The organism is Paracoccus zeaxanthinifaciens ATCC 21588 (genome assembly GCF_000420145.1).
GTDB classification, from domain to species: domain Bacteria; phylum Pseudomonadota; class Alphaproteobacteria; order Rhodobacterales; family Rhodobacteraceae; genus Paracoccus; species Paracoccus zeaxanthinifaciens.
Genome location: NZ_ATUJ01000003.1, coordinates 145,579 through 167,862 on the forward strand (window position 1 = coordinate 145,579; position 22,284 = coordinate 167,862).

At 66.2% G+C, this 22,284-nt stretch carries 23 protein-coding genes; 4 read left to right on the forward strand and 19 right to left on the reverse strand.

Annotated features, from left to right (window positions below; all coding sequences use genetic code 11):
• Window position 1: 1 nt before the first annotated feature.
• Both F804_RS17105 and bfr read left to right on the forward strand, forming a co-directional pair.
• On the forward strand, window positions 2–295 hold the full coding sequence (locus F804_RS17105; RefSeq protein WP_084686448.1) for a (2Fe-2S)-binding protein: 294 nt from the start codon (window positions 2–4) through the stop codon (window positions 293–295).
• The gene (bfr, locus tag F804_RS0104020) at window positions 243–740 is read left to right on the forward strand and encodes a bacterioferritin (RefSeq protein WP_022706464.1); all 498 of its coding nucleotides are present in this window, start codon (window positions 243–245) and stop codon (window positions 738–740) included. Before F804_RS17105 ends, bfr begins: the two co-directional genes overlap by 53 nt.
• A gap of 31 nt (window positions 741–771) precedes the next feature.
• Here bfr and F804_RS0104025 read toward each other — a convergent pair whose 3' ends face one another.
• Window positions 772–1,446 (reverse strand): HAD-IA family hydrolase, encoded by a 675-nt coding sequence (locus F804_RS0104025; RefSeq protein WP_022706465.1) that lies wholly within the window; start codon window positions 1,444–1,446, stop codon window positions 772–774.
• Between the two features lie 114 nt (window positions 1,447–1,560).
• Here F804_RS0104025 and glmU point away from each other — a divergent pair, with 114 nt between their 5' ends.
• The gene (gene glmU / locus F804_RS0104030; RefSeq protein WP_022706466.1) at window positions 1,561–2,904 is read left to right on the forward strand and encodes a bifunctional UDP-N-acetylglucosamine diphosphorylase/glucosamine-1-phosphate N-acetyltransferase GlmU; all 1,344 of its coding nucleotides are present in this window, start codon (window positions 1,561–1,563) and stop codon (window positions 2,902–2,904) included.
• Window positions 2,904–4,721, forward strand: a complete 1,818-nt coding sequence (gene glmS, locus F804_RS0104035) for a glutamine--fructose-6-phosphate transaminase (isomerizing) (RefSeq protein ID WP_022706467.1) — start codon at window positions 2,904–2,906, stop codon at window positions 4,719–4,721. The genes glmU and glmS overlap by 1 nt, the downstream gene beginning before the upstream one ends.
• Before the next feature lie 33 nt (window positions 4,722–4,754).
• Here glmS and trmB read toward each other — a convergent pair whose 3' ends face one another.
• The 18 genes from trmB to F804_RS0104125 all read right to left on the reverse strand — a co-directional run bounded on the left by trmB (window position 4,755) and on the right by F804_RS0104125 (window position 22,270).
• Window positions 4,755–5,468: a tRNA (guanosine(46)-N7)-methyltransferase TrmB gene (trmB, locus tag F804_RS0104040; protein ID WP_022706468.1), complete on the reverse strand. Its 714-nt coding sequence runs from the start codon at window positions 5,466–5,468 to the stop codon at window positions 4,755–4,757.
• Between the two features lie 85 nt (window positions 5,469–5,553).
• A complete protein-coding gene (locus F804_RS0104045) occupies window positions 5,554–7,233 on the reverse strand; it encodes a ribonuclease J (protein ID WP_022706469.1) in 1,680 nt (559 codons plus the stop codon).
• Complete coding sequence (locus F804_RS0104050) at window positions 7,226–8,005, reverse strand: type III pantothenate kinase (protein WP_022706470.1); 780 nt, start codon at window positions 8,003–8,005, stop codon at window positions 7,226–7,228. Before F804_RS0104050 ends, F804_RS0104045 begins: the two co-directional genes overlap by 8 nt.
• Window positions 8,006–8,008: 3 nt before the next feature.
• Complete coding sequence (locus F804_RS0104055; protein ID WP_040595682.1) at window positions 8,009–8,779, reverse strand: biotin--[acetyl-CoA-carboxylase] ligase; 771 nt, start codon at window positions 8,777–8,779, stop codon at window positions 8,009–8,011.
• A complete protein-coding gene (gene nuoN, locus F804_RS0104060) occupies window positions 8,772–10,241 on the reverse strand; it encodes an NADH-quinone oxidoreductase subunit NuoN (protein ID WP_022706472.1) in 1,470 nt (489 codons plus the stop codon). Before nuoN ends, F804_RS0104055 begins: the two co-directional genes overlap by 8 nt.
• A gap of 10 nt (window positions 10,242–10,251) precedes the next feature.
• Window positions 10,252–11,802, reverse strand: coding sequence for an NADH-quinone oxidoreductase subunit M (locus tag F804_RS0104065; protein ID WP_022706473.1), 1,551 nt, complete (start codon window positions 11,800–11,802; stop codon window positions 10,252–10,254).
• A gap of 1 nt (window position 11,803) precedes the next feature.
• Window positions 11,804–13,894, reverse strand: coding sequence for an NADH-quinone oxidoreductase subunit L (nuoL, locus tag F804_RS0104070; protein ID WP_022706474.1), 2,091 nt, complete (start codon window positions 13,892–13,894; stop codon window positions 11,804–11,806).
• A 7-nt stretch (window positions 13,895–13,901) separates the two neighbouring features.
• Entirely contained in the window at window positions 13,902–14,207 is a 306-nt protein-coding gene (gene nuoK, locus F804_RS0104075; RefSeq protein WP_022706475.1) for an NADH-quinone oxidoreductase subunit NuoK, read from the reverse strand.
• 57 nt (window positions 14,208–14,264) lie between these two features.
• A complete protein-coding gene (locus F804_RS0104080) occupies window positions 14,265–14,864 on the reverse strand; it encodes an NADH-quinone oxidoreductase subunit J (protein ID WP_022706476.1) in 600 nt (199 codons plus the stop codon).
• On the reverse strand, window positions 14,861–15,274 hold the full coding sequence (locus F804_RS0104085) for a carboxymuconolactone decarboxylase family protein (protein ID WP_022706477.1): 414 nt from the start codon (window positions 15,272–15,274) through the stop codon (window positions 14,861–14,863). The genes F804_RS0104080 and F804_RS0104085 overlap by 4 nt, the downstream gene beginning before the upstream one ends.
• Entirely contained in the window at window positions 15,271–15,762 is a 492-nt protein-coding gene (nuoI, locus tag F804_RS0104090; RefSeq protein ID WP_022706478.1) for an NADH-quinone oxidoreductase subunit NuoI, read from the reverse strand. Before nuoI ends, F804_RS0104085 begins: the two co-directional genes overlap by 4 nt.
• 3 nt (window positions 15,763–15,765) lie before the next feature.
• Window positions 15,766–16,797: an NADH-quinone oxidoreductase subunit NuoH gene (gene nuoH, locus F804_RS0104095; RefSeq protein ID WP_022706479.1), complete on the reverse strand. Its 1,032-nt coding sequence runs from the start codon at window positions 16,795–16,797 to the stop codon at window positions 15,766–15,768.
• An 18-nt stretch (window positions 16,798–16,815) separates the two neighbouring features.
• Window positions 16,816–17,568, reverse strand: a complete 753-nt coding sequence (locus F804_RS0104100) for a hypothetical protein (protein WP_022706480.1) — start codon at window positions 17,566–17,568, stop codon at window positions 16,816–16,818.
• A gap of 4 nt (window positions 17,569–17,572) precedes the next feature.
• The gene (gene nuoG / locus F804_RS0104105) at window positions 17,573–19,594 is read right to left on the reverse strand and encodes an NADH-quinone oxidoreductase subunit NuoG (RefSeq protein WP_022706481.1); all 2,022 of its coding nucleotides are present in this window, start codon (window positions 19,592–19,594) and stop codon (window positions 17,573–17,575) included.
• Window positions 19,595–19,604: 10 nt separating this feature from the next.
• Entirely contained in the window at window positions 19,605–20,012 is a 408-nt protein-coding gene (locus tag F804_RS0104110) for a DUF5333 domain-containing protein (RefSeq protein ID WP_022706482.1), read from the reverse strand.
• A gap of 128 nt (window positions 20,013–20,140) precedes the next feature.
• On the reverse strand, window positions 20,141–21,436 hold the full coding sequence (gene nuoF, locus F804_RS0104115) for an NADH-quinone oxidoreductase subunit NuoF (RefSeq protein ID WP_022706483.1): 1,296 nt from the start codon (window positions 21,434–21,436) through the stop codon (window positions 20,141–20,143).
• A 28-nt stretch (window positions 21,437–21,464) separates the two neighbouring features.
• Window positions 21,465–21,677, reverse strand: coding sequence for a DUF5337 domain-containing protein (locus tag F804_RS0104120; protein ID WP_022706484.1), 213 nt, complete (start codon window positions 21,675–21,677; stop codon window positions 21,465–21,467).
• On the reverse strand, window positions 21,674–22,270 hold the full coding sequence (locus tag F804_RS0104125) for a hypothetical protein (RefSeq protein WP_022706485.1): 597 nt from the start codon (window positions 22,268–22,270) through the stop codon (window positions 21,674–21,676). The genes F804_RS0104120 and F804_RS0104125 overlap by 4 nt, the downstream gene beginning before the upstream one ends.
• Window positions 22,271–22,284: the final 14 nt, after the last annotated feature.

Consider the following 22,284-nt stretch of genomic DNA (forward strand, 5'->3'; position numbering starts at 1 on the left):
CATGATCGTCTGTCACTGCACCCAGATTTCCGACCGGGACATCCGCGCAGCCATCGACTGGATGCGCGAGGCCGATCCCCAGACCATCATCACGCCGGGCAAGATCTATCATGCCCTTGGCAAGCGTGCCGATTGCGGTGGTTGCATGCCACTGTTTCTGGACACCATGCGTGCCTGCGATAAGCTGGGTGTCGCGCCGCCGATTTTGCGGCCCGGAACAGACAGCTACAAGGAACGCAGCCATGAAGGGCGACCCCAAGGTCATCGAATATCTCAACGCCGCGCTTCGGTCTGAGCTGACCGCGGTCAGCCAGTACTGGCTCCACTATCGCCTGCAGGAAGACTGGGGCTTCGGCAAGATCGCGAAGAAATCGCGCGAGGAATCGATCGAGGAGATGCACCACGCCGATCGCCTGATCGAGCGAATCATCTTCCTCGAAGGGCATCCGAACCTGCAGAAGCTGGACCCGCTGCGCATCGGGCAGGACCTGAAGGAAACGCTGGAAAGCGACCTTGCCGCCGAACACGAGGCCCGCACCCTCTATATCGAGGCGCGGGATTATTGCGAGAGCGTGGGCGATTACGTCAGCAAGAACCTGTTCGAGAACCTGATCCAGGACGAGGAAGGCCATATCGACTTCCTCGAGACCCAGCTGGGCCTGTACGAGACGATCGGCGCCCAGAACTATGGCCACCTGAACGCAAGCCCCGCGGATCAGGCCGAGAAGGACGACGCCTGAAACATGGACAAGGGGGCCGCGGCCCCCTTGCCTATGCCAGCCAGTCGCGCGCCAGGCCCGGCAGCGCGTCGAAATGGTCCAGCATCGCATCGGGCGCCAGCCGGCCGATCGCAGCACCCTCGGGGCCGAAGCTGACCAGCGCCACGCGCACGCCCGCCGCGGCAGCCGTCTTGCGGTCGGTTTCCGTATCCCCGATCAGGAAGGACCGCGCCACGGTGCCGCCCGCCTGTTCGACCGCCGCCTGGTAGGGGCGCGGATCGGGTTTGCGCACCGGCAGCGTGTCCGCGCCGATCATCGCGGCGAAGCGGTCGCGGATGCCCAGCCTTTGCAGCAGATCCTCGGCCAGGCCCGCGGGCTTGTTGGTGCAGACCGACAGGATGTGCCCGTCCGCCGCCAGCCGGTCCAGCGCAGCCTCGACCCCGGGATAGAGCCGCGTGTGCACCGCGATGGCCGCGCCATAGTGATCCAGCAGGCGGTGGAAATCCTGGTCCTCGGCCTCGGGGGGGATCAGCACGTCCTGCGGCGCGCGCGCATATCCGGCCCGCAGCATCGCGCGCCCGCCATGGAACGCGATCAGCGCGTCGGCCACCGGATCCAGCAGATCGCCAAGGCCACGCCCGCGAAAGCACGCATTCGCCGCCGCGATCAGATCGCCCGACGTATCGGCCAGCGTCCCGTCCAGATCGAAGACCACCGTTCCCGCCATTCATGCCTCCTTCGAAACGATCCGAAAACAAAGGTGAATGCGCCGGGGCTTTCCAGCGCACCCCGCCCCGATTAGAACGCCGGGGCAAGAAAGCAAACAGGCGATGGGGTCGGCATGTCGGAAAATGCGGTGGCAGTGGTAATCCTTGCGGCGGGTCAGGGCAGCCGCATGCAGTCTGACCTGCCAAAGGTCCTTCACCGCCTGGGCGGCGTGCCGCTGGTGGGGCACGCGCTGTCGGGCGCGCGCAGCCTGGACCCCGAACAGATCGTCGTCGTGACGGGCCACGGATCTGACGCCGTGTCGCGCGCGGTCGCCAAGCTGGACCCCGAGGTGCAATGCGTGCTTCAGGCCGAACAGCTGGGCACCGGCCATGCCGTCCAGCAGGCCCTGCCCCAGCTGGAAGGGTTCCAGGGCAAGGTCGTCATCCTCTATGGCGACACCCCCTTCATCGGCGAGGATACGCTGGCCGCGCTGTCCAGCCACGATGCCGACCTCGTGGTGCTGGGCTTCGAGGCCGAGGATCCGGGCCGCTATGGCCGCCTGGTCGTGACCGACAAGGGGCTGGAACGGATCGTCGAATACAAGGATGCCGACGAGGCCACGCGCCAGATCGCGCTGTGCAATTCGGGCGTCATGGCGCTGGACGCGGACCTGCTGCGCCTGCTGATCGTGCGCCTGTCGGACGACAATGCCGCCGGCGAATACTATCTGACCGACCTGGTGGCGCTGGCCCGCGCCGAAGGCCGCCGCGCCGATGTCGTCACCTGCGACGAGGAAGAGACCCTCGGCATCAACACCCGCGCCGAGCTGGCCCGCGCCGAGGCGCTGTTCCAGTCCCGCGCCCGCGCCCGCGCGATGGATGACGGCGTCACCCTGTCCGATCCCGGCAGCGTGTTCTTCGCGCAGGACACCGTGATCGGACGCGATGCGATCATCGGGCAGAACGTGGTCTTCGGCCCCGGCGTCACGATCGAATCGGGGGCCGAGGTGCTGCCCTTCTGCCATCTCGAAGGCTGCCATCTCAGCGCGGGCGCGACGGTCGGTCCCTTCGCCCGCCTGCGCCCCGGCGCGGAACTGGGCGGCGACGTCCATGTCGGCAACTTCGTCGAAATCAAGAACACCGTCCTGGACGAGGGCGTGAAGGTCGGGCACCTGACCTATCTGGGCGACGCGCATGTGGGCGAGGCCACGAATATCGGCGCGGGCACGATCACCTGCAACTATGACGGCGTGATGAAGCATCGCACCACCATCGGCGCGCGCGCCTTCATCGGCAGCGACACGATGCTGGTCGCCCCCGTGACCGTCGGCGCGGACGCGATGACCGGATCGGGTTCGGTCATCACCGAGGACGTGCCCGACGGCGCATTGGCGATCGGACGCGCGCGCCAGGCCACGAAACCCGGCCTTGCGACGCGCCTGATGGCCGCGCTGCGTGCCAAGAAGGAGACGCGCTGATGTGCGGCATCATCGGAATCCTCGGCAGCCACGAAGTGTCCCCCCAACTGGTCGAGGCGCTGCGCAGGCTGGAATATCGCGGCTATGACAGCGCGGGCGTCGCGACGGTGGACGCATCGGGGCGGCTGGACCGCCGCCGCGCGGTCGGCAAGCTGGTGAACCTGTCGGACCGGCTGGTCCACGATCCCCTGCCCGGCCATGTCGGCATCGGCCATACCCGTTGGGCCACCCACGGCGCCGCGACCGAGGCGAACGCCCACCCCCACCAGTCCGGCCCCGTCGCCGTCGTCCATAACGGCATCATCGAGAATTTCCGCGAACTGCGCGCGGAACTGCAGGAACTGGGCATCCAGCCCCAGTCACAGACCGACACGGAAACCGTCGCGCTGTGGACCGCGCATTACCTGCAGCAGGGCATGTCCCCGCTGGAGGCCGCGCGCAGGACGTTGTCGCGGCTGGACGGCGCCTTCGCGCTGGCCTTCCTGTTCGAGGGGCAGGCCGATCTGCTGATCGCCGCGCGCAAGGGCAGCCCGCTGGCCATCGGCCACGGCACGAACGAGATGTTTCTCGGCTCGGACGCGGTGGCGCTGGCGCCCTTCACCGACCGCATCACCTATCTCGAGGATGGCGACCATGCCGTCCTGACCCGCGCGGGCGTCGATGTCTTCGACGCGGCGGGCCAGCCTGTGCAGCGTGCGACGAACCGCATCGACGTGGGCGCCACGGCCATCGACAAGGGCGGCTATCGCCACTTCATGGCCAAGGAGATCGCCGAGCAACCCGCCGTCATCGGCGACGTGCTGAACCATTACGTCAAGGACGACCGCATCATCCTGCCCGAGGGGCTGGATTTCACCCATGTGGACCGCATCTCGCTGGTGGGCTGCGGCACCGCGCATCTGGCGGGGCATGTCGCGAAATACTGGTTCGAACAGCTTGCCGGCCTGCCCTGCGACATCGATGTCGCCTCCGAGTTCCGCTATCGCGAGCCGCCCCTGTCGGATCGCAGCTGGTTCGTCGCCATCAGCCAGTCGGGCGAGACCGCCGACACGCTGGCCGCCCTGCATTATGCCCGCGCCCATGTCGCGCGGACCGTGGGGCTTGTGAACGTGGGCACCTCGGCCATCGCGCGCGACAGCGACGTGGCCCTGCCGACGCTGGCGGGGATCGAGGTCAGCGTGGCCTCGTCCAAGGCCTTCACCTGCCAGCTGGCGGTGCTGGCCGTCCTGGCGCTGAAGGCGGCACATGATCGCGGGCGGATCGACGATCAGGCGCTGGCGGCGCATCTGCGCGACCTGCGCTCGGTCCCCGCGCTGCTGTCGCAGGCGCTGGCGCTGACGGACGATTGCCGCAAGCATGCCGACTGGCTGGCGACGGCGCGCGACGTGCTGTACCTCGGCCGGGGCGCGCTGTATCCCGTCGCGCTGGAGGGCGCGCTGAAGCTGAAGGAGCTGAGCTACATCCACGCCGAGGGCTATGCCTCGGGCGAGCTGAAGCACGGCCCCATCGCGCTGATCGACGGCGACGTGCCGGTCGTCGTGCTGGCGCCGCATGATGCGCTGTTCGACAAGACCATCTCGAACATGCAGGAGGTCATGGCCCGCCACGGTCGCGTGCTGCTGATCTCGGATGCGGGCGGGATCGCCGCTGCGGGCGAAGGCGTGACGGCCAGCCTGACGCTGCCGTCGGGCGGGGGCGTGTTCCAGCCGATGCTGTACGCGGTGCCGATGCAGTATCTCGCCTATCACACGGCGGTCGCCAAGGGGACCGACGTGGACCAGCCGAGGAACCTCGCGAAATCCGTCACGGTCGAGTGACATAAGGCCCGCCGATCATGGCGGGCCTTTTCATTAAAGGCGGCGGAAGGTCACGTAATGGGGCGCGCGCCCTTCGCGCAGGGCCTTCTGTTCATAGCGGGTGCTGATCCAGTCGTCCCAAGGCTGATCGGTATCGGCGATCATCTCGAACCCCGCGGGGGGCACCTCTTCGCGGGTCTGGCGGATGTAATCAGGGATGTCGCTGGCCACGCGGAAAATCCCGCCTGCCTTCATCACGCGCGCAAGCGGCAGCAGATGTTCGGGCGTCACGAAGCGGCGGCGGTGATGGCGCGCCTTGGGCCAGGGGTCGGGATACATGAGGAACGCGCGCTCGATGCTGGCATCGGGCAGCACGTCCATCAGGTCGCGCGCATCGCCGGGATGCACGCTGACATTCTGGACCCCCGCTTCGCGGATCTTGCCCAGCAGCATGGCGACGCCGTTGATGAAGGGCTCGCAGCCGATGATGCCCATCTGCGGATGCGTCTTGGCCATGTGGACCATGTGCTCGCCCCCGCCGAAGCCGACCTCCAGCCAGACCGGGCGGTCGTCGCCGAAGATCGCGGAAGGGTCGATGGGCGTACGGTCGGGGTTGTCCTGGTGCGTGATGCCGCGCGGGCGCAATTCGCCCAGATCCTCGGACAGGTATCCCTTCTGGCTCTGGCGCAGGGTCTTGCCGTGGCGGCGGCCATAGAAGTTCCGCCGGGGCGGGTTCGGATCGAATGTGGATTTGGGTTCGTCGCTCATGGGCAAGCGAATTGGCGCAAGGCGGCAGTCATTGCAAGCCCCCTTGCGCAAGGGGCCGGTGGTTTCCCACCGGCCCCCGCAGCGCTCAGTCGGCCATCAGGCGGCTGACGATGACGGTGACCTCGGGCTTCTTGCCGATCTCCTCCATCGAGACCTGGCGGGTGATCTTGCGGACCGCCTCTTCCATCTTGTCGTCGTCGCGGACGGTGCGGCGGTCGGCGCGCTCCAGGAACTCGGCCAGCTCGGCCTCGATCATCTGGTCCAGCTCGGTCCCCGAACGGCCACGGACCGGAAGGCCCATCAGTTCGACCCAGGCGTCGGGCAGCGCATTGTCATCCTCGTCGATGATGACGCTGACGGTCGCCTGGCCGTTCAGGGCCATGCGGATGCGGTCGCGCACGACGCCGTCCATCGCGCCGATCAGCACGTTGCCGTCCAGGTACAGGCGGCCCGTCTCGATCTGGTCGACGATCTTGGGGGCGGTGCCGGTCAGATCGGCCATCGCGCCGTTCACGATCACCTCGGCCGACGTGCCCTTGCCGCGCGCCAGCATCACATGCTCGCGCAGGTGCAGGTGTTCGCCATGCATCGGGATGACGGTGGCGGGCTTCAGCACCTCGTGCATCGTCTCGATGTCGGGGCGGTTCGCGTGGCCCGACACGTGATAGAGCCCGTCATCGGCGTCATAGACCTCGACGCCCATCTCGCTCAGCGCGTTCATGATGCGCCCGACCGACTTCTCGTTGCCGGGAATGGTCTTCGAGCTGAAGAGGAAGCTGTCCCCCGTCTTGAGCGACAGCCCCAGGTAGCGGCCACGCGACAGCTGCGCGCTAGCGGCGCGGCGTTCGCCTTGGCTGCCGGTCACGATCAGCATCACCTCGTTGCGGGGCAGCTTCGCGGCCTCTTCGGGGCCGATGGTGTCGGGGAAGTCCGACAGGATCCCCGTCTCGATCCCGACCGAGACCATGCGGCGCATGGCGCGACCCAGCAGGCAGATCTTGCGACCGCCGGCCTTGGCCGCATCGGCCAGCGTCTTCAGGCGCGCAATGTTGCTGGCGAAGGTGGTGGCCACGACCATGTTCGGCTGCGCCATGACCCATTCCAGGATCGGGTTCGCCAGCAGCGCCTCGGACCGGCCCGGATGGGTCGAGAAGATGTTGGTGCTGTCGCAGGTCAGGACCTTGATCCCGCCATCGACCTCGGTCGCGATCTGCTTCCAGGCGACCGGATCCCACGCGTCGCCGACGACCGGCGTGCCGTCCAGCTTAAAGTCGCCCGTGTGCAGCACGCGGCCCGCAGGCGTGTCGATGATCAGCGCGCTGCTTTCGGGGATCGAGTGGCTGATCGGCGCATATTGCACCTTGAAGGGGCCAAGCTCGGTCACCTCGGGGCGTGCCTCGACGATGCGGACGGTATCGGCGGGGTGGCCCGCCTCTTCCAGCTTCAGCCGGATCAGCGATCCGGTGAAGCGGCGGGCATAGATCGGAACCTCCAGCCGGGACCACAGGTGGCCCAGCCCGCCCAGGTGATCCTCGTGGCCGTGGGTCACGAAGATCGCCTCGAGGCGGTGCTTGTTCTTCTCCAGCCAGGCGATATCCGGCATGATCAGGTCGATGCCCGGTGCACTTTCCATGTCCCCGAAGGTGACGCCCAGGTCGACCAGGATCAGCCGTTCCTTGCCCGGCGCGCCATATCCGTAGACATAGGCGTTCATGCCGATTTCGCCCGCGCCGCCAAGCGGCAGATAGATCAGGCGGTCAGCCATTGCCCATCTCCTTGTTGTAATCGTGGATGAGCCGAAGCCCATGCATTGTAAGATCGTCTTCGATAGCGTCGAACAGGTCAAATCCCTGATCGAACAACGGGGCAAGCCCCCCGGTTGCAATGACCTTCATGGGGCGGTCGCGTTCGGCGCGGATACGCGCGACGATGCCTTCGACCAGGCCCAGATATCCCCAGAACACGCCCGACTGGATGCAGGCGACGGTATTCGTGCCGATGACCTGCGTGGGCATGGTGATGTCCACATGCGGCAGTGACGCGGCCCCCATGTGCAGCGCCTCCAGCGACAGGTTCACCCCCGGCGCGATCGCGCCGCCGATATAGGCGCCGTCCACATCCACCACGTCCAGCGTCGTGGCGGTGCCGAAATCGACCACGATCAGGTCCGGCCCGTGGCGGTCATAGGCGCCGACCGTGTTCACCAGCCTGTCCGGCCCCACCGTCGTGCCCGGATCGACGCGCGGCGGCACGGGCAGCAGGCAGTCGGGCTTGCCCACGACCAGCGGGCGCGTGTCGAAGTAGCGGTTGCACAGGACGCGCAGGTTGAACACCACGCGCGGTGCGGTGGCGCTGATGATGCAGGCGTCTATCTGCAGCTCGAACCGCTGGACGGCGATCAGCGTGGACAGCCAGACATAGTATTCGTCCGCCGTGCGGCGGTGATCGGTGCGGATGCGCCAATGGGCCAGGAACTTCGTGCCGTCCCAGACCGAGAAGACCGTGTTCGTGTTGCCCGTGTCGATGCAGAGAAGCATGTCTCAGCCCCCGAAATGGATGTCGGCGGCAGGGATCGCATGACGCCCGCGCGGGCCGGTCAGGATCAGCGCGCCGCTGTCGTCGATGCCGTCGAAGCGGCCCGTGAACTCGGCCGTGCCGGTGCGGGCCACGATGGTCTCGCCCAACTTGGCGGCACGGGCCAGCCACGCATTGCGCACCGGCCCAAAGCCGTATGCGCGCATCTGGCGGTGCCAGTGGTCGAAGGCCGGGGCCAGCGCGTCCAGCATCTCGTCCGGGGTCACGGTCATGCCCGTCTCGGCCAGAAGGCTGACGGGGCGCATGGCCTGTGCCTCGACCTCGGCGGTGTCGGGGGCCTCGGACAGGTTGATGCCGATGCCGATGGCCAGCAGGCCCAGCCGATCGCCCGCGCCGGTGCTCTCCAGCAGGATGCCCGACAGCTTGCCGCCGTTCAGCAGCACGTCGTTCGGCCATTTCAGCGCGAAGCCCGGCTGCGGACCGCAAAGGGTGCGCAACGCGTCATGGACCGCCAGCGCCGTCACGAAGGACAGCCGCGCCGCGTCCCCCGCCCCACCTTCGGGACGCAGGACCAGCGTCGCCGCGAAATTGCCCTGCGGGTCGCGCCAGGCACGCCCGCGGCGGCCGCGACCGGCCTCCTGGCGATAGGCCATGATCCAAGCGGGCCCCGTCAGGTCGGGGCCGCGCCGGAACGCTTCCGCATTGGTGCTGTCCACACGGTCGAGGACGTGGCGTGCCACGCCCTCGGGCCATGCTTCGGTCGACGGATTACTCACCCGCCACGGTCGCGGCCTCGGCCCCGCCCACAAGCGATTGCGCGGCCGTCGCCGCCGCATCGTCGATGCCCAGCATCGTCACCGCGCCCAGCAGCAGCGCAGCCGCGGGCACCAGCAGAGACCCGCATTGCACAAGGCCCATGCGGCTCTCGGCATGGTCGGTATCGGCACCGAAGAACATGTAGTACACGATGCGGAGATAGTAGAACGCCCCGATGACCGAGGCGATGACGCCCGCGACCGCCAGCCACGCCTTGCCGCCATCGACCGCGGCCGACAGCACGCCGTATTTCGCGAAGAAGCCCAGGAAGGGCGGCACGCCCGCAAGGCTGAACATCAGGAACAGCACGGCCACGCCGGTCAGCGGGTTGCTGATCGCAAAGCGGTTCAGGCTGTCCAGCGACACGACCGGCTGCCCGTCGCGTTCCAGCGACAGGATGAAGGCGAAGGTGCCCACGTTCATCACCGCATAGATCGCCATGTAGAGCAGCATCGCCTGCACGCCATAGGCGCTGCCCGCGGCCAGGCCCACCAGCGCGAAGCCCATATGCGCGATCGAGCTGTAGGCCATCAGGCGCTTGATGTTGCGCTGGCCGATCCCCGCAATGGACCCCACGAACATCGACAGGACCGCAAGGGCCGCGATGATCTGGCTCCAGTCGCCGGGAACGTTGCCGAATGCGTCGAACATCAGGCGCGCGATCAGCGCCATCGCGGCGACCTTGGGCGCGGTCGCCAGGAACGCCGTCACCGGCGAGGGCGAGCCCTCGTAGACATCGGGCGTCCACATGTGGAACGGCACCGCGCTGACCTTGAAGGCCAGGCCCACCAGCAGGAAGACCAGGCCGAACAGCAGGCCCAGGGGCAGGCTGCCCGCCTGCACGACCTCGATGATGCCCGCGAAGCTGGTCGTGCCCGCAAAGCCGTAGACCAGCGACGCACCATAGAGCAGCAGCCCCGAGCTGAGCGCGCCCAGCACGAAGTACTTCAGACCGGCCTCGGAGGATTTCACGCTCTCGCGGCGCATGGCGGCCACGACATAGAGCGCGAGGGATTGCAGCTCCAGCCCCATATACAGCGTCAGCAGGTCGCCCGCCGACACCATCACCATCATCCCCAGCGAAGCCAGCACGATCAGGATCGGGTATTCGAAGCGCATCAGCTTGTGGCGCTGCATGTAATCCGCACTCATGGCCAGGACGGCGGCGCCCGACAGCAGGATCGTCACCTTGGCAAAGCGCGCAAACGCATCGTCGGTGAACATGCCGGAGAACGCCGTCTGGTCGGGTCGGTCCGCCACGCCCAGGTACAGCCCCGTCAGCAGCATGGCCGCGACGCTGGTCCACAGGATCGGGCGCGCGATGGCGTCCTTGCCCAGATAGGCCCCCGCCATCAGCGCCGCCAGCGCATAGATCGCAAGCCACAACTCGGGCAGGACGGTCGAGAGATCAAGTCCGGTCATCTTGCCTTCCTCAATGGCTGGCGGCAGCCGCCGCCATCTCGTCTTCGGGCGCTTCGGGCAGCGCGTCGTTGTAATTCACCAGCAGCGCCTCGACCGAGGGGCCGGTGATGTCGGTCACGAGGCGCGGATAGACGCCAAGGATCAGGGTCATCGCGACCAGCGGCACGAACAGCCAGCGCTCGCGCGGGGTCATGTCGGCGATGCCGCGCAGGCTCTCCTTGATCAGCGCGCCCATGGTCACGCGACGATAGAGCCAGAGCGCATAGGCCGCCGACAGGATCACCCCCGTCGCGGCCACGAAGGCCACCCAGGTATTGGCGCGGAACGTGCCCATCAGCGTCAGGAACTCGCCCACGAAGCCCGAGGTGCCGGGCAGGCCCACATTGGCCATCGTGAAGAACATGAAGACCAGCGCATAGACCGGCATCCGGTTCACCAGCCCGCCATAGGCGTCGATTTCCCGCGTGTGCATCCGGTCGTAGATCACGCCCACCAGCAGGAACAGCGCCCCCGAGATGAAGCCGTGCGACAGCATCTGGAAGATCGCGCCGTCCAGCCCCTGCTGGTTCGCCGCGAAGATCCCCATCGTCACGTATCCCATATGCGCAACCGAGGAATAGGCGATCAGCTTCTTCATGTCGGACTGCGCCAGCGCCACCAGCGAGGTATAGACGATGGCGATCGCGGACATCCACAGGACCAGCCCCTGCAGCAGGTCGGCCGCCACCGGGAACATCGGCAGGCTGAAGCGCAGGAAGCCATAGCCGCCCATCTTCAGCAGGACCGCGGCCAGCACGACCGAACCCGCGGTCGGTGCCTGCACGTGCGCATCGGGCAGCCAGGTATGGACCGGCCACATCGGCATCTTGACCGCGAAGCTGGCGAAGAAGGCAAGGAACAGCAGCGTCTGCATGCCGCCCATCACCGTGATCCCGAGGATCGTCATGGTCTGCGAGGGGAAGTCGTAATCCAGCATCGCCACGATGTCGGTGGTCCCCGCGGTGCGGGCCATCGCGATCATCGCGACCAGCATCAGGACCGACCCGATGAAGGTATAGAGGAAGAACTTGAACGCCGCATAGATGCGGTTCGCCCCGCCCCAGATCCCGATCACCAGGAACATGGGGATCAGACCGGCCTCGAAGAACAGGTAGAACAGGATCAGGTCCAGCGCCGCGAAGACGCCGATCATCAGCCCCTCCAGCACCAGGAAGGCGATCATGTATTCCTTGACCCGCGTGGTCACGTCCCAGGTGGACAGGATCGTCAGCGGCATCAGGAAGGTCGTCAGCAGGATGAACAGGATCGAGATGCCGTCCACGCCCATCTTGTAGCGCAGGCCCATGATCCAGGCGTGATCCTCGACGAACTGGAAGCCGGATTGCGACGGCTCGAAGCCCGCCAGCAGGAACAGCGAGATCAGGAAGGTCGCGCCGGTCGCGATCAGGGCGAGGAACTTGGCGTTCTTCTGCGCGGCCGCGTCGTCGCCGCGCAGGAACAGGGCCAGGATGCCCGCTGCCACGATCGGCAGGAAGGTGATGATCGAAAGAAGGTTCGTCATGTCAGTGCGCGCCCCGCATCATCACCCAGATCAGCAAGCCCACGATGCCGATGACCATCGCGAAGGCGTAGTGGAACAGATAGCCCGACTGCACACGGCCCGCGAAGCGGGTCAGGCGCGGAATGATTCCCAGGGCGACCCCGTTGATGGCGCCGTCGATAATCGCTCCGTCGCCCCGCGTCCACAGCCGCGCGCCGATCCAGCGCGCCGGGCGGACGAAGACCACGTCATACAGTTCGTCGAAATACCACTTGTTCAGCAGGAACTGGTACAGGCCCGGCTGCTGTGCCGCCAGTCGCGCAGGCGCCTCGGGGCGACGGATATACATGACCCATGCCAGCCCCAGGCCGATCAGCATCGCGAAGAAGGGCGACATCTTGACCCATGCCGGGACGTAATGGGCATCGTGCATCACGTGGTTGTCGGGATGCATGTAGATCGCCCCCTGCCCCACGGTCGCGGGATCAACATGGGTCGCGCCACCCTCGGCGTGCTCGTCGCCATGGGCCTCGTCCTTCGCGGGTTCGGCGTGGTCGTCGCCGTGGCCCGCGTCATGCGAGGCCGCGATCTCGGGCAGGCCGAAGAAGCGCTGGACGCCCTCTTCCTCGAAGAAGCTGTTGTACCAGACCATCCCCGAGAAGACCGCGCCAAGCGCAAGCGCCCCAAGCGGGATCAGCATGACGCGCGGGCTCTCATGCGCGTGGTCATGCGCGTGATGATCGCCGCGCGGCTGGCCGAAGAAGGTCATGAAGATCAGGCGCCAGCTGTAGAAGCTGGTGAACAGCGCCGCCACGACCAGCATCCAGAAGGCATAGCCGTTCCCCGAGGCATAGGCGCTCTCGATCACGGCGTCCTTGGACAGGAAGCCCGCGAAGCCGATATGGGTCAGTGGAATGCCGACGCCGGTGATGGCAAGCGTGCCGATCATCATGGCCCAGAAGGTCACGGGGATCTTGTGGCGCAGGCCGCCGTAATTGCGCATGTCCTGTTCGTGATGCATCGCGTGGATGACCGAACCGGCGCCCAGGAACAGCATCGCCTTGAAGAAGGCATGCGTGAACAGGTGGAACATCGCCACGGAATAGACACCGACGCCCGCCGCCACGAACATGTAGCCCAGCTGCGAACAGGTCGAATAGGCGATGACGCGCTTGATGTCGTTCTGCACGAGACCCACCGTCGCCGCGAAGAAGGCCGTGCTTGCGCCCACGATGACGATGAACATCTTGGCCTGCGGCGCGAATTCGAACAGCGGCGACATCCGGCAGACCAGGAAGACGCCCGCCGTGACCATGGTCGCTGCGTGGATCAGGGCCGACACGGGCGTCGGACCCTCCATCGCGTCGGGCAGCCAGGTGTGCAGCAGCAGCTGCGCCGACTTGCCCATCGCGCCGATGAACAGCAGCACGCCCAGAAGGTTCGCCGCGTTCCAGTCGGTCCACAGGAAATGCATCTGCGTCTCGGCGATCATCGGGACCTGGGCGAAGATCTCGTCGAACTGGATCGAGCCGGTCAGCCACCACAGCCCGAAGATCCCCAGGAGGAAGCCGAAATCGCCGACGCGGTTCACGATGAACGCCTTCATCGCCGCAGCGCCCGCCGACTGCTTCTTGAAGTAGAAGCCGATCAGCAGATAGGACGCGACGCCCACGCCCTCCCAGCCGAAGAACATCTGCAGCAGGTTGTCGGCGGTCACCAGCATCAGCATGGCGAAGGTGAAGAAGGACAGATAGGCGAAGAAGCGCGCGCGATAGGGCTCGTCATCGCCGAAATTCTCGTCATGGGCCATGTAGCCGAAGCTGTAGAGATGCACGAGCGCCGAGACCGAGGTGATCACGATCAGCATGATCGCGGTCAGGCGGTCCAGGCGGATCGCCCATTCGGTCGTGAAATCGCCCGAGACGATCCAGTCCAGCACCGGGTACTGGCGCAGCTGCCCGTCGAAGCCCAGGAACACGATCCAGGAGGCGAGCGCCGCCGCGAACAGGATCGCGGTCGTCAGCACCTGCGCGCCGCGTTCCCCGATCAGCCGCCAGCCGAAGCCTGCGATCAGCGCGCCGATCAGCGGGGCAAAGAGGATGAATTGCGTCATGTCGTCCTTACCCCTTCATCACGTTGACGTCTTCGACCGCGATCGTGCCGCGGTTGCGGAAGAACACCACCAGGATCGCAAGGCCGATCGCGGCCTCGGCGGCGGCGACGGTCAGCACGAACATTGTGAAGATCTGCCCGCCCAGATCGCCCAGATGGTACGAGAAGGCGACGAAGTTGATGTTGACCGCCAGAAGCATCAGCTCGATCGACATCAGGATGACGATCACGTTCTTGCGGTTCACGAAGATGCCGAAGATCCCGGCGACGAAGAGGATCGCCCCCACGACAAGGAAATGTGTCAATCCGATCATCTTATCTGTCCCTCCGGGTCGGTCACCCGTTGAATTTCAGGTCCGCGCGCACGCGGATCACAAGCCCTGTCCCGGCTTCACGTCGCGAAGCTGCATCGCCTTGGCCGGGTCGCGGTGCATCTGCTGGATCACGTCCTGCCGCTTGATGTCGCGGCGGTGGCGCATGGTCAGCGTGATGGCCCCGATCATGGCGACCAGCAGGATCAGCCCCGCCAGCTGGAACGGCAGCATGTAGCGGTCGTACATCACCAGCCCGATGGCGTTGGTGTTCAGCTGCTGCCCCTCGACCGGGACGGCCCGCAGCGCCTGCGCGCCGTCGGCGGTTTCCCATGCCCCGAAGGCGATGCCCAGCTGCGCCAGCAGGACGACGGCGATCAGCCCCGCCAGCGGCAGGTACTGCGCCAGCTCGCCCTTGAGCTGGGCGAAATCGACATCCAGCATCATCACGACGAACAGGAACAGGACCGCGACCGCGCCCACATAGACGATGACCAGCAGCATGGCGACGAATTCCGCCTGCAGCAGGACGAACAGCCCCGCCGCCGACAGGAACGCCAGGATCAGCCACAGCACCGAATGGACCGGGTTGCGCGCCAGCACGACCATGAAGCCCGCCGTGCAGACGGAGATCGCGAACAGGTAGAAGGCAAAAGTCATGACTGATCGGTCCCCTCGGATTCGGTGAAGACGGCCTGGGCAATCTCCAGCGCCTTCTGCATCGCGGGGATGCCGCCGAACACCCCCATCTGATAGATCGTCTCGGCCACCTCGCGCGGGGTGGCCCCGGCCTCGATGGCGTGGCGGATGGTCATGCGCAGCTGCGGCTCGGCATGGGCGCCCTGCACGGTCATGGCCGCGATGGTGATCAGCAGGCGCGTCCTTGCGTCCAGGCCGTCGCGGTTGAAGGTCTTGCCGAACCACATCTCCAGCATGTCGGCCGGCATGGTCGGGAACATCTTCTCGTAGGCGCGCATGTCGAAATGTTCCAGCGCGGGATTGAAGGCCCGCGCCATTTCCTGCCCCTGGGCAAGCATCTGCTGGAACATCTGCTGGAACGCATCGGTCATCGGTAGGGCGCATCCATGGCAAGGTTGCGCGCGATCTCGGCCTCCCAACGGGCGCCGTTGTCCAGAAGCTTGTCCTTGTCGTAGAACAGCTCCTCGCGCGTTTCGGTGGCGAACTCGAAATTCGGCCCCTCGACGATCGCATCGACGGGGCATGCCTCCTGGCAGAACCCGCAATAGATGCACTTGGTCATGTCGATGTCATAGCGCGTCGTGCGGCGGCTGCCATCCTCGCGCGGTTCGGCATCGATGGTGATGGCCTGCGCGGGGCAGATCGCCTCGCACAGCTTGCAGGCGATGCAGCGTTCCTCGCCGTTGGGATAGCGGCGCAGCGCGTGTTCGCCGCGGAAGCGGGGCGACAGCGGGCCCTTTTCATGGGGATAGTTCAGCGTCGGCTTGGGCGCGAAGAAGTAGCGCAGGCCCAGGCCGAAGCCCTTGATGAAATCCACCATCAGAAAATACTTGGTGGCGCGAACGACGTCGAATGCCATCTGTCAGACTCCTGCCCAACGGGCCCAGAAGGTGCCCAGGACTTCGAATTTGGCAAGGAATGCCACGATCACGACCCATGCCAGCGACAGCGGCAGGAACACCTTCCAGCCGATCCGCATCAGCTGGTCGTAGCGGTAGCGCGGCACGATGGCCTTCACCATGGCGAACATGAAGAACCAGAAGACCATCTTCAGGAACATCCACAGCGCCCCGTCGGGGATGCCGGGAATGGGCGACAGCCAGCCGCCGAAGAACAGCAGCGTGATCAGCGCGCACATCAGCCACATGGCGATGTATTCGCCCGCCATGAACAGCAGGTAGGGCGTCGAGGAATACTCGACCATGAAGCCCGCGACCAGCTCGGATTCGGCCTCGGGAAGGTCGAAGGGCGGGCGGTTGGTCTCGGCCAGGGCGCTGACGAAGAACAGCACGACCATCGGCAGATGCGGCAGCCAGTACCAGGACAGCAGACCCGCCCCGCTCTGGGCCTCGACGATGGCGGTCAGGTTCATCGACCCGGTCGAGATGATCACCCCGATGATGATCAGGCCCAGGCTGACCTCGTAGGAGATCATCTGCGCCGCGGACCGGAGCGAGCCGAGGAACGGGTATTTCGAGTTCGAGGCCCAGCCGCCCATGATCACGCCATACACCTCGAGCGAGGAGACGGCGAAGATGAACAGGATGCCCACGTTGATGTCGGCCATCACCCAGCCCGGCGCGAAGGGGATCGCCACGAAGGCCAGAAGCGCCAGCGTCATCGACAGGAACGGCGCCAGGAAGAACACGAACTTGTCCGAACCTGCCGGGATCACCACTTCCTTGACGACGAATTTCAGCGCGTCGGCAAAGGTCTGCAGCAGGCCCCAGGGACCGACCACGTTCGGGCCGCGCCGCATCTGCACGGCGGCCCAGATCTTGCGGTCGCCATAGACCAGGTAGATCAGCGACAGCATCACGAAGGCGATGACGGCCAGACCCTGCGCCAGCAGGATGATCGCGATGCCCCAGGAAGATGCCCAGAATTCAGCCATGATGCCCGTCCCTTATTATCACGCGACCGGGATGCCGCGTGCCCTGCAATCGCGCAGGGTCTGTTCCGTTTCCATCACGCGCAGGCCCAGGGGCTTGTCCTGCGACATCGTGAAGGCCGATCCGATCAGCAGTTTTCCGTTGCGTTCCGCCTGCAGCGTGCGGATGTGCCGCCCATAGGCCGCCCCGTTCTCGCGTGCCCAGCCGGCCAATGCGCAGGTGGCATACGAGAAGGCGATATCTGCGTCCACCCCCTGCTGCAGGTTGGCGGTCACCTCGACCAGGCCGTTCGCGTCGCCCAGGGCGTCGACCTTGGCCGCGATGAACATCCCGGGCGCGATCTCGGCATCCTCGCGCAGCACCGGCAGCGCGGGCTGCGTGCGGGCGGCGAATTCCTCCAGCGCCTTTTCCTGCGCGGTCTTCTCGGGCGGGGCGGCGGCTGCCACCAAGCCGCCCAGATCCAGATCCAGGTTCGCGTTCAGCGCCGCAAGGTCGGCCTCGGTCACCGCGAAGGCGTCGCGGCCCGCGGGGGTGTCCAAGTCCATCTCGGTCACCGTCCCATCGGGTTCGAGGATCAGGATCTCTCCCGATTTCGTCGAGACCCGCGCAAGGCTCAGCGGGGCCTCGCCCACCTTGGTGCCGGGGCTGGCGATGCGGGCCTGCATCTGGGCCGGCTTGGCCTTGGGGCGCGCGTCATCCTCGGCATCGCCGCAGGCGGTCAGCGGCAGGATCGCCGCCATCGCCAGGGTCTTCAGGATGGGCAACCGGACCATCGGATCACTCCGCCGCGATCGGTTGGGTCCGGCGTGCCGCGGCCATGCGCGACAGCTCGGCCATCAGCGGCGAGGACCGCGCGACCGGGTTCGTCAGGTAGAAATCCTTGACCGGGTTCACGAAGGCGGCCTTGCCCATGTCGCGCAGCTCCAGCGGCTGCCGGTCGTTCTGCGGGACCTGGTCGATCTGCTTCAGATGCGGCACCTCGGCGATCAGCCGCGCGCGCAGCTGCGCAAGGCTGTCCCAGGGCAGGCGCTGACCCAGTTCCGCGGACAGGGCGCGCAGGATGGCCCAGTTCTCCTTGGCCTCGCCCGGCGCGAAATTCGCGCGCATCGCCAACTGCGGGCGGCCTTCGGTGTTCACGAACAGGCCGTTTTCCTCGGTATAGCAGGCGGCGGGCAGGATCAGGTCGGCGCGATGCGCCCCGCGATCGCCGTGGCTGCCCTGGTAGATCACGAAGGCGCCCGCGTCGATCTCGACCTCGTCGGCCCCCAGATTGTAGATCACCTCGGCCCCGTCGATTGCGGCAGCCAGGCCGCCCTCGGTCACGGCACCGACATCCATCGCGCCGACGCGCGACGCGGCCCCGTGCAGGATCAGCAGCTTCGAGTTGCTGTTCTCGGCCAGCTTGATCGCATGGGCCAGCACGGCCTCGCCATCGGCCTCGCGGATGGCGCCCTGCCCCACGATCACCAGCGACGGCGCCTCGCGCGTCTCATCGCCGATCTCGCGGTCAGCCAGACCGGCCAGCGCGGCGCGATCGGTTCCGACATGGGCATAGTCATAGGTCAGATCGACCGCCTCGCCCACCAGCCCGATCTGTGCGCCGCGCGCCCAGGCCTTGCGCAGGCGGGCGTTCAGGACGGGGGCCTCTTCGCGGGGATTGGTGCCGATCAGCTGGATGAACTGGGCGCTGTCGATATCCTCGATCGTGGCATCGCCGACATAGGCGCCGCGATTGCCGATGGGCAGGCGGGCATTGTCGGTGCGGCATTCGACCTTGCCGCCCATGCTCTCGATCAGGGTCTTCAGGCTGTAGGCGGCCTCGACCGGGACCAGGTCGCCCACCAGGCCCGCGACCTTGCGACCCGACATCGCGCGGGTCGCGGCGGTCAGCGCCTCGGGCCAGGTGGCCGGACGCAGCTTGCCGTTCTCGCGGATATAGGGCTTGTCCAGGCGCTGACGACGCAGGCCGTCCCAGACGAAGCGGGTCTTGTCGCTGATCCATTCCTCGTTCACGCCGTCATGGTTGCGCGGCAGGATGCGCATGACCTCGCGGCCCTTGGTGTCCACGCGGATGCTGCTGCCAAGCGCGTCCATCACGTCGATGGTCTCGGTCTTGGTCAGTTCCCACGGGCGGGCGGTGAAGGCATAGGGCTTGCTGACCAGCGCGCCCACCGGGCAAAGGTCGATGATGTTGCCCTGCAGGTTCGAGGCCAGCGTCTCGTTGAGATAGCTGGTGATCTCGCTGTCCTCGCCGCGGCCGGTCTGGCCCATCTGGCTGATGCCCGCGACCTCGGTGGTGAAGCGCACGCAGCGGGTGCAGCTGATGCAGCGGGTCATGTGGGTTTCGACCAGCGGGCCAAGGTTCAGCTCCTCGGCGGCGCGCTTGGGCTCGCGATAGCGGCTGAAATCGACGCCATAGGCCATCGCCTGGTCCTGCAGGTCGCATTCGCCGCCCTGGTCGCAGATCGGGCAGTCCAGCGGATGGTTGATCAGCAGGAATTCCATCACGCCCTCGCGGGCCTTCTTCACCATCGGGCTGTTGGTGCGGATCTCGGACGGGGCGCCTTCGGGCCCCGGCCGCAGGTCCTTGATCTGCATGGCGCAGCTGGCCGCGGGCTTGGGCGGACCGCCCACGACCTCGACCAGGCACATGCGGCAGTTGCCCGCGATCGACAGGCGTTCATGATAGCAGAAGCGCGGGATCTCGATCCCGGCCTGCTCGCATGCCTGGATGAGGGTCAGGTTGGGATCGACCTCGATTTCCTTGCCGTCGATCTTGATTGTCCGCAATTCGGCCATGTTTCAATCCTTACCTGGCGCTGAGCAGCGATCCCGCGACCGTCTGCCGTGCGATTTCGTTCCGCCCGAGGCGGCAGAAGCTTTCCTCGTTCCCGTTCTCGACGCCGTTCTCGCGCATGTAGCGGTCGGCATCGCGATAGATCCGATCCCGGTCGGCATCGCTGTCGAGGAAGGCTTCGATCTGCTCTTCGGTATAGCCCTTGTCCAGCGCATAACGCTTCAGCTTGCGGGCCTCGTTGAAGGCCCGGATCAGCCGCGCGTCGATGCTGCCGCAGCCGCGACGCACGAGGTCTGCCACGCGCGCCTGCTTCAGGCGGTCGTTGACATAGGCCTCCTGGCTCAGCGGTTCCAGCGCAAGGGCGGGACCGGTGGCAAGGCTGATCGACAGGGCTGCAAGCATCGTGCGGATGGTGGTCATGGTCTTCTCCTTCGTGGTGGCATGTCCATGGACATAACCACCCGAAGGCCGTTTGGTGGTGTCACACCCGCTCACCCCGGCGTGAGGCCACGCCATTGGCATCCTGGCCGATATGACGGTTCGTGCGATCATTCCGCCGCCATCGCGCCCATGCGGCCCGTGCGCTTGGCCTTGATGCGGTCCTCGATCTCCTCGCGGAAATTGCGGATCAGGCCCTGGATCGGCCATGCCGCCGCATCGCCAAGCGCGCAGATCGTGTGGCCTTCCACCTGCTTGGTCACGTCGAACAGCATGTCGATCTCTTCGACCTCGGCCTCGCCGGTGACCAGGCGTTCCATGACGCGCATCATCCAGCCGGTACCTTCGCGGCAGGGCGTGCACTGGCCGCAGCTCTCGTGCTTGAAGAACTTGGACAGGCGCCAGACCGCCTTGATGACGTCGGTCTGCTGATCCATCACGATCATGCAGGCGGTGCCGAAGCTGGAGCGCAGGTCGCGCATCCCGTCGTAATCCATGATCGCGTCCTCGCACTGCTCGGCCGTCAGGATCGGGCAGGACGCGCCGCCGGGGATCACCGCCTTGAGGTTCTTCCAGCCACCACGGATGCCGCCGCCATGCTTCTCGATCAGCTCCTTCATGCTGATCGACATGCTTTCCTCGACCACGCAGGGGGTGTTCAGATGCCCGGTCAGGCCGAACAGCTTGACGCCCGCGTTGTTCGGACGCCCGAAGCCCGCGAACCATTCCGGACCGCGACGCAGGATCGTAGGCACCACCGCGATGGATTCGACGTTGTTCACCGTCGTCGGGCAGCCATACAGACCCGCCCCCGCCGGGAAGGGCGGCTTCATGCGCGGCATGCCCTTCTTGCCTTCCAGGCTTTCCAGCAGCGCCGTCTCCTCGCCGCAGATATAGGCCCCTGCCCCGTGATGCAGATAGAGGTCGAAATCCCAGCCCGAACCGGCGGCATTCGCGCCCAGCAGGCCCGAATCGTAGCATTCGTCGATGGCGGCCTGCAGGGCCTCCTTCTCGCGGATGTATTCGCCGCGGATATAGATGTAGCAGGCATGCGCATTCATCGCGAAGCTGGCGATCAGCGCACCCTCGATCAGGGTGTGCGGATCATGACGCATGATCTCGCGGTCCTTGCAGGTCGCGGGTTCGGATTCGTCGGCATTGATGACCAGATAGGCCGGGCGACCGTCCGATTCCTTCGGCATGAAGGACCATTTCAGACCCGTCGGAAAGCCTGCGCCGCCCCGCCCGCGAAGACCGGACGCCTTCATCTGCTCGACGATCTTGTCGCGGCCGCGGCCGATGATCTCGGCGGTGCCATCCCAATGGCCACGCTTCTTCGCGCCGTTCAGGCTGCGGTCACCCATCCCGTAAAGGTTGGTGAAAATGCGATCCTGGTCCTTCAGCATCTCGTTATCCGATCCTCTTATCCAAGCGTCACGCGTTGCGGCGACGCCAGACGCGCCAGGTCACGATCAGCGACCAGACAAATGCACCGATGGCGGCCAGATCCGCCAGGAAGGCCCAACGGGCCTGCCAGTCGTAGCGCGCGCCGAGCCACTGGACCAGCAGCCAGGACAGCATGGTCAGCGCGATCACCGCACCCACCAGCCGCATCTGGGCGGCGTCCTGTTCCTGCCTGGTCGTCATCCGTGGTCACTGCCTTCCTCGACGCGCTTCGAAAATTCCGTTTCCTCGCCCCGGGCCAGCACCTGCGCCTGGCCGACCCAGTCGTCGCTGCGGATCCGGCCGCCCATGCGGCCGATGATCTCGGCAAAGCGATCCATCTCGGCGTCATCCCATTCCGCGATCTGGGCGAAGCGGGTGACGCCATGTTCGTGCAGCATCTCTTCCAGCTTGGGGCCGACGCCGCGGATCAGCTTCAGATCGTCGGGCTGGGCCGCAGTGCCGGAATAGATGTCGTTCCGTTCCGCCCCGCGCGGCGCCTGGGACGTACCGGGCGCGACGGGTTCGGGTGCCACGGGATCCGCCGCGACCATCGCTTCGGGTTCCTTGGGCGCGGGACGCGACGGGGCGGGATGCCATTCCGAACCGTCCTGCGCGGGATGACCGCTGCAGATCAGCCAGACCAGGATCGCCCCCATCAGGGCCGCTGCAACGAGACCGAGGAAAAGCCCCTCGAACCAGCGCATCGAGCCGATGCCCGACACGCAGATCCAGACCAGAAGGCCGATGATGCCCCCGGTGATCCAGCATTTCCTGCTGCAATCCGTCGCGTTCATTCCCAGATCCCCTG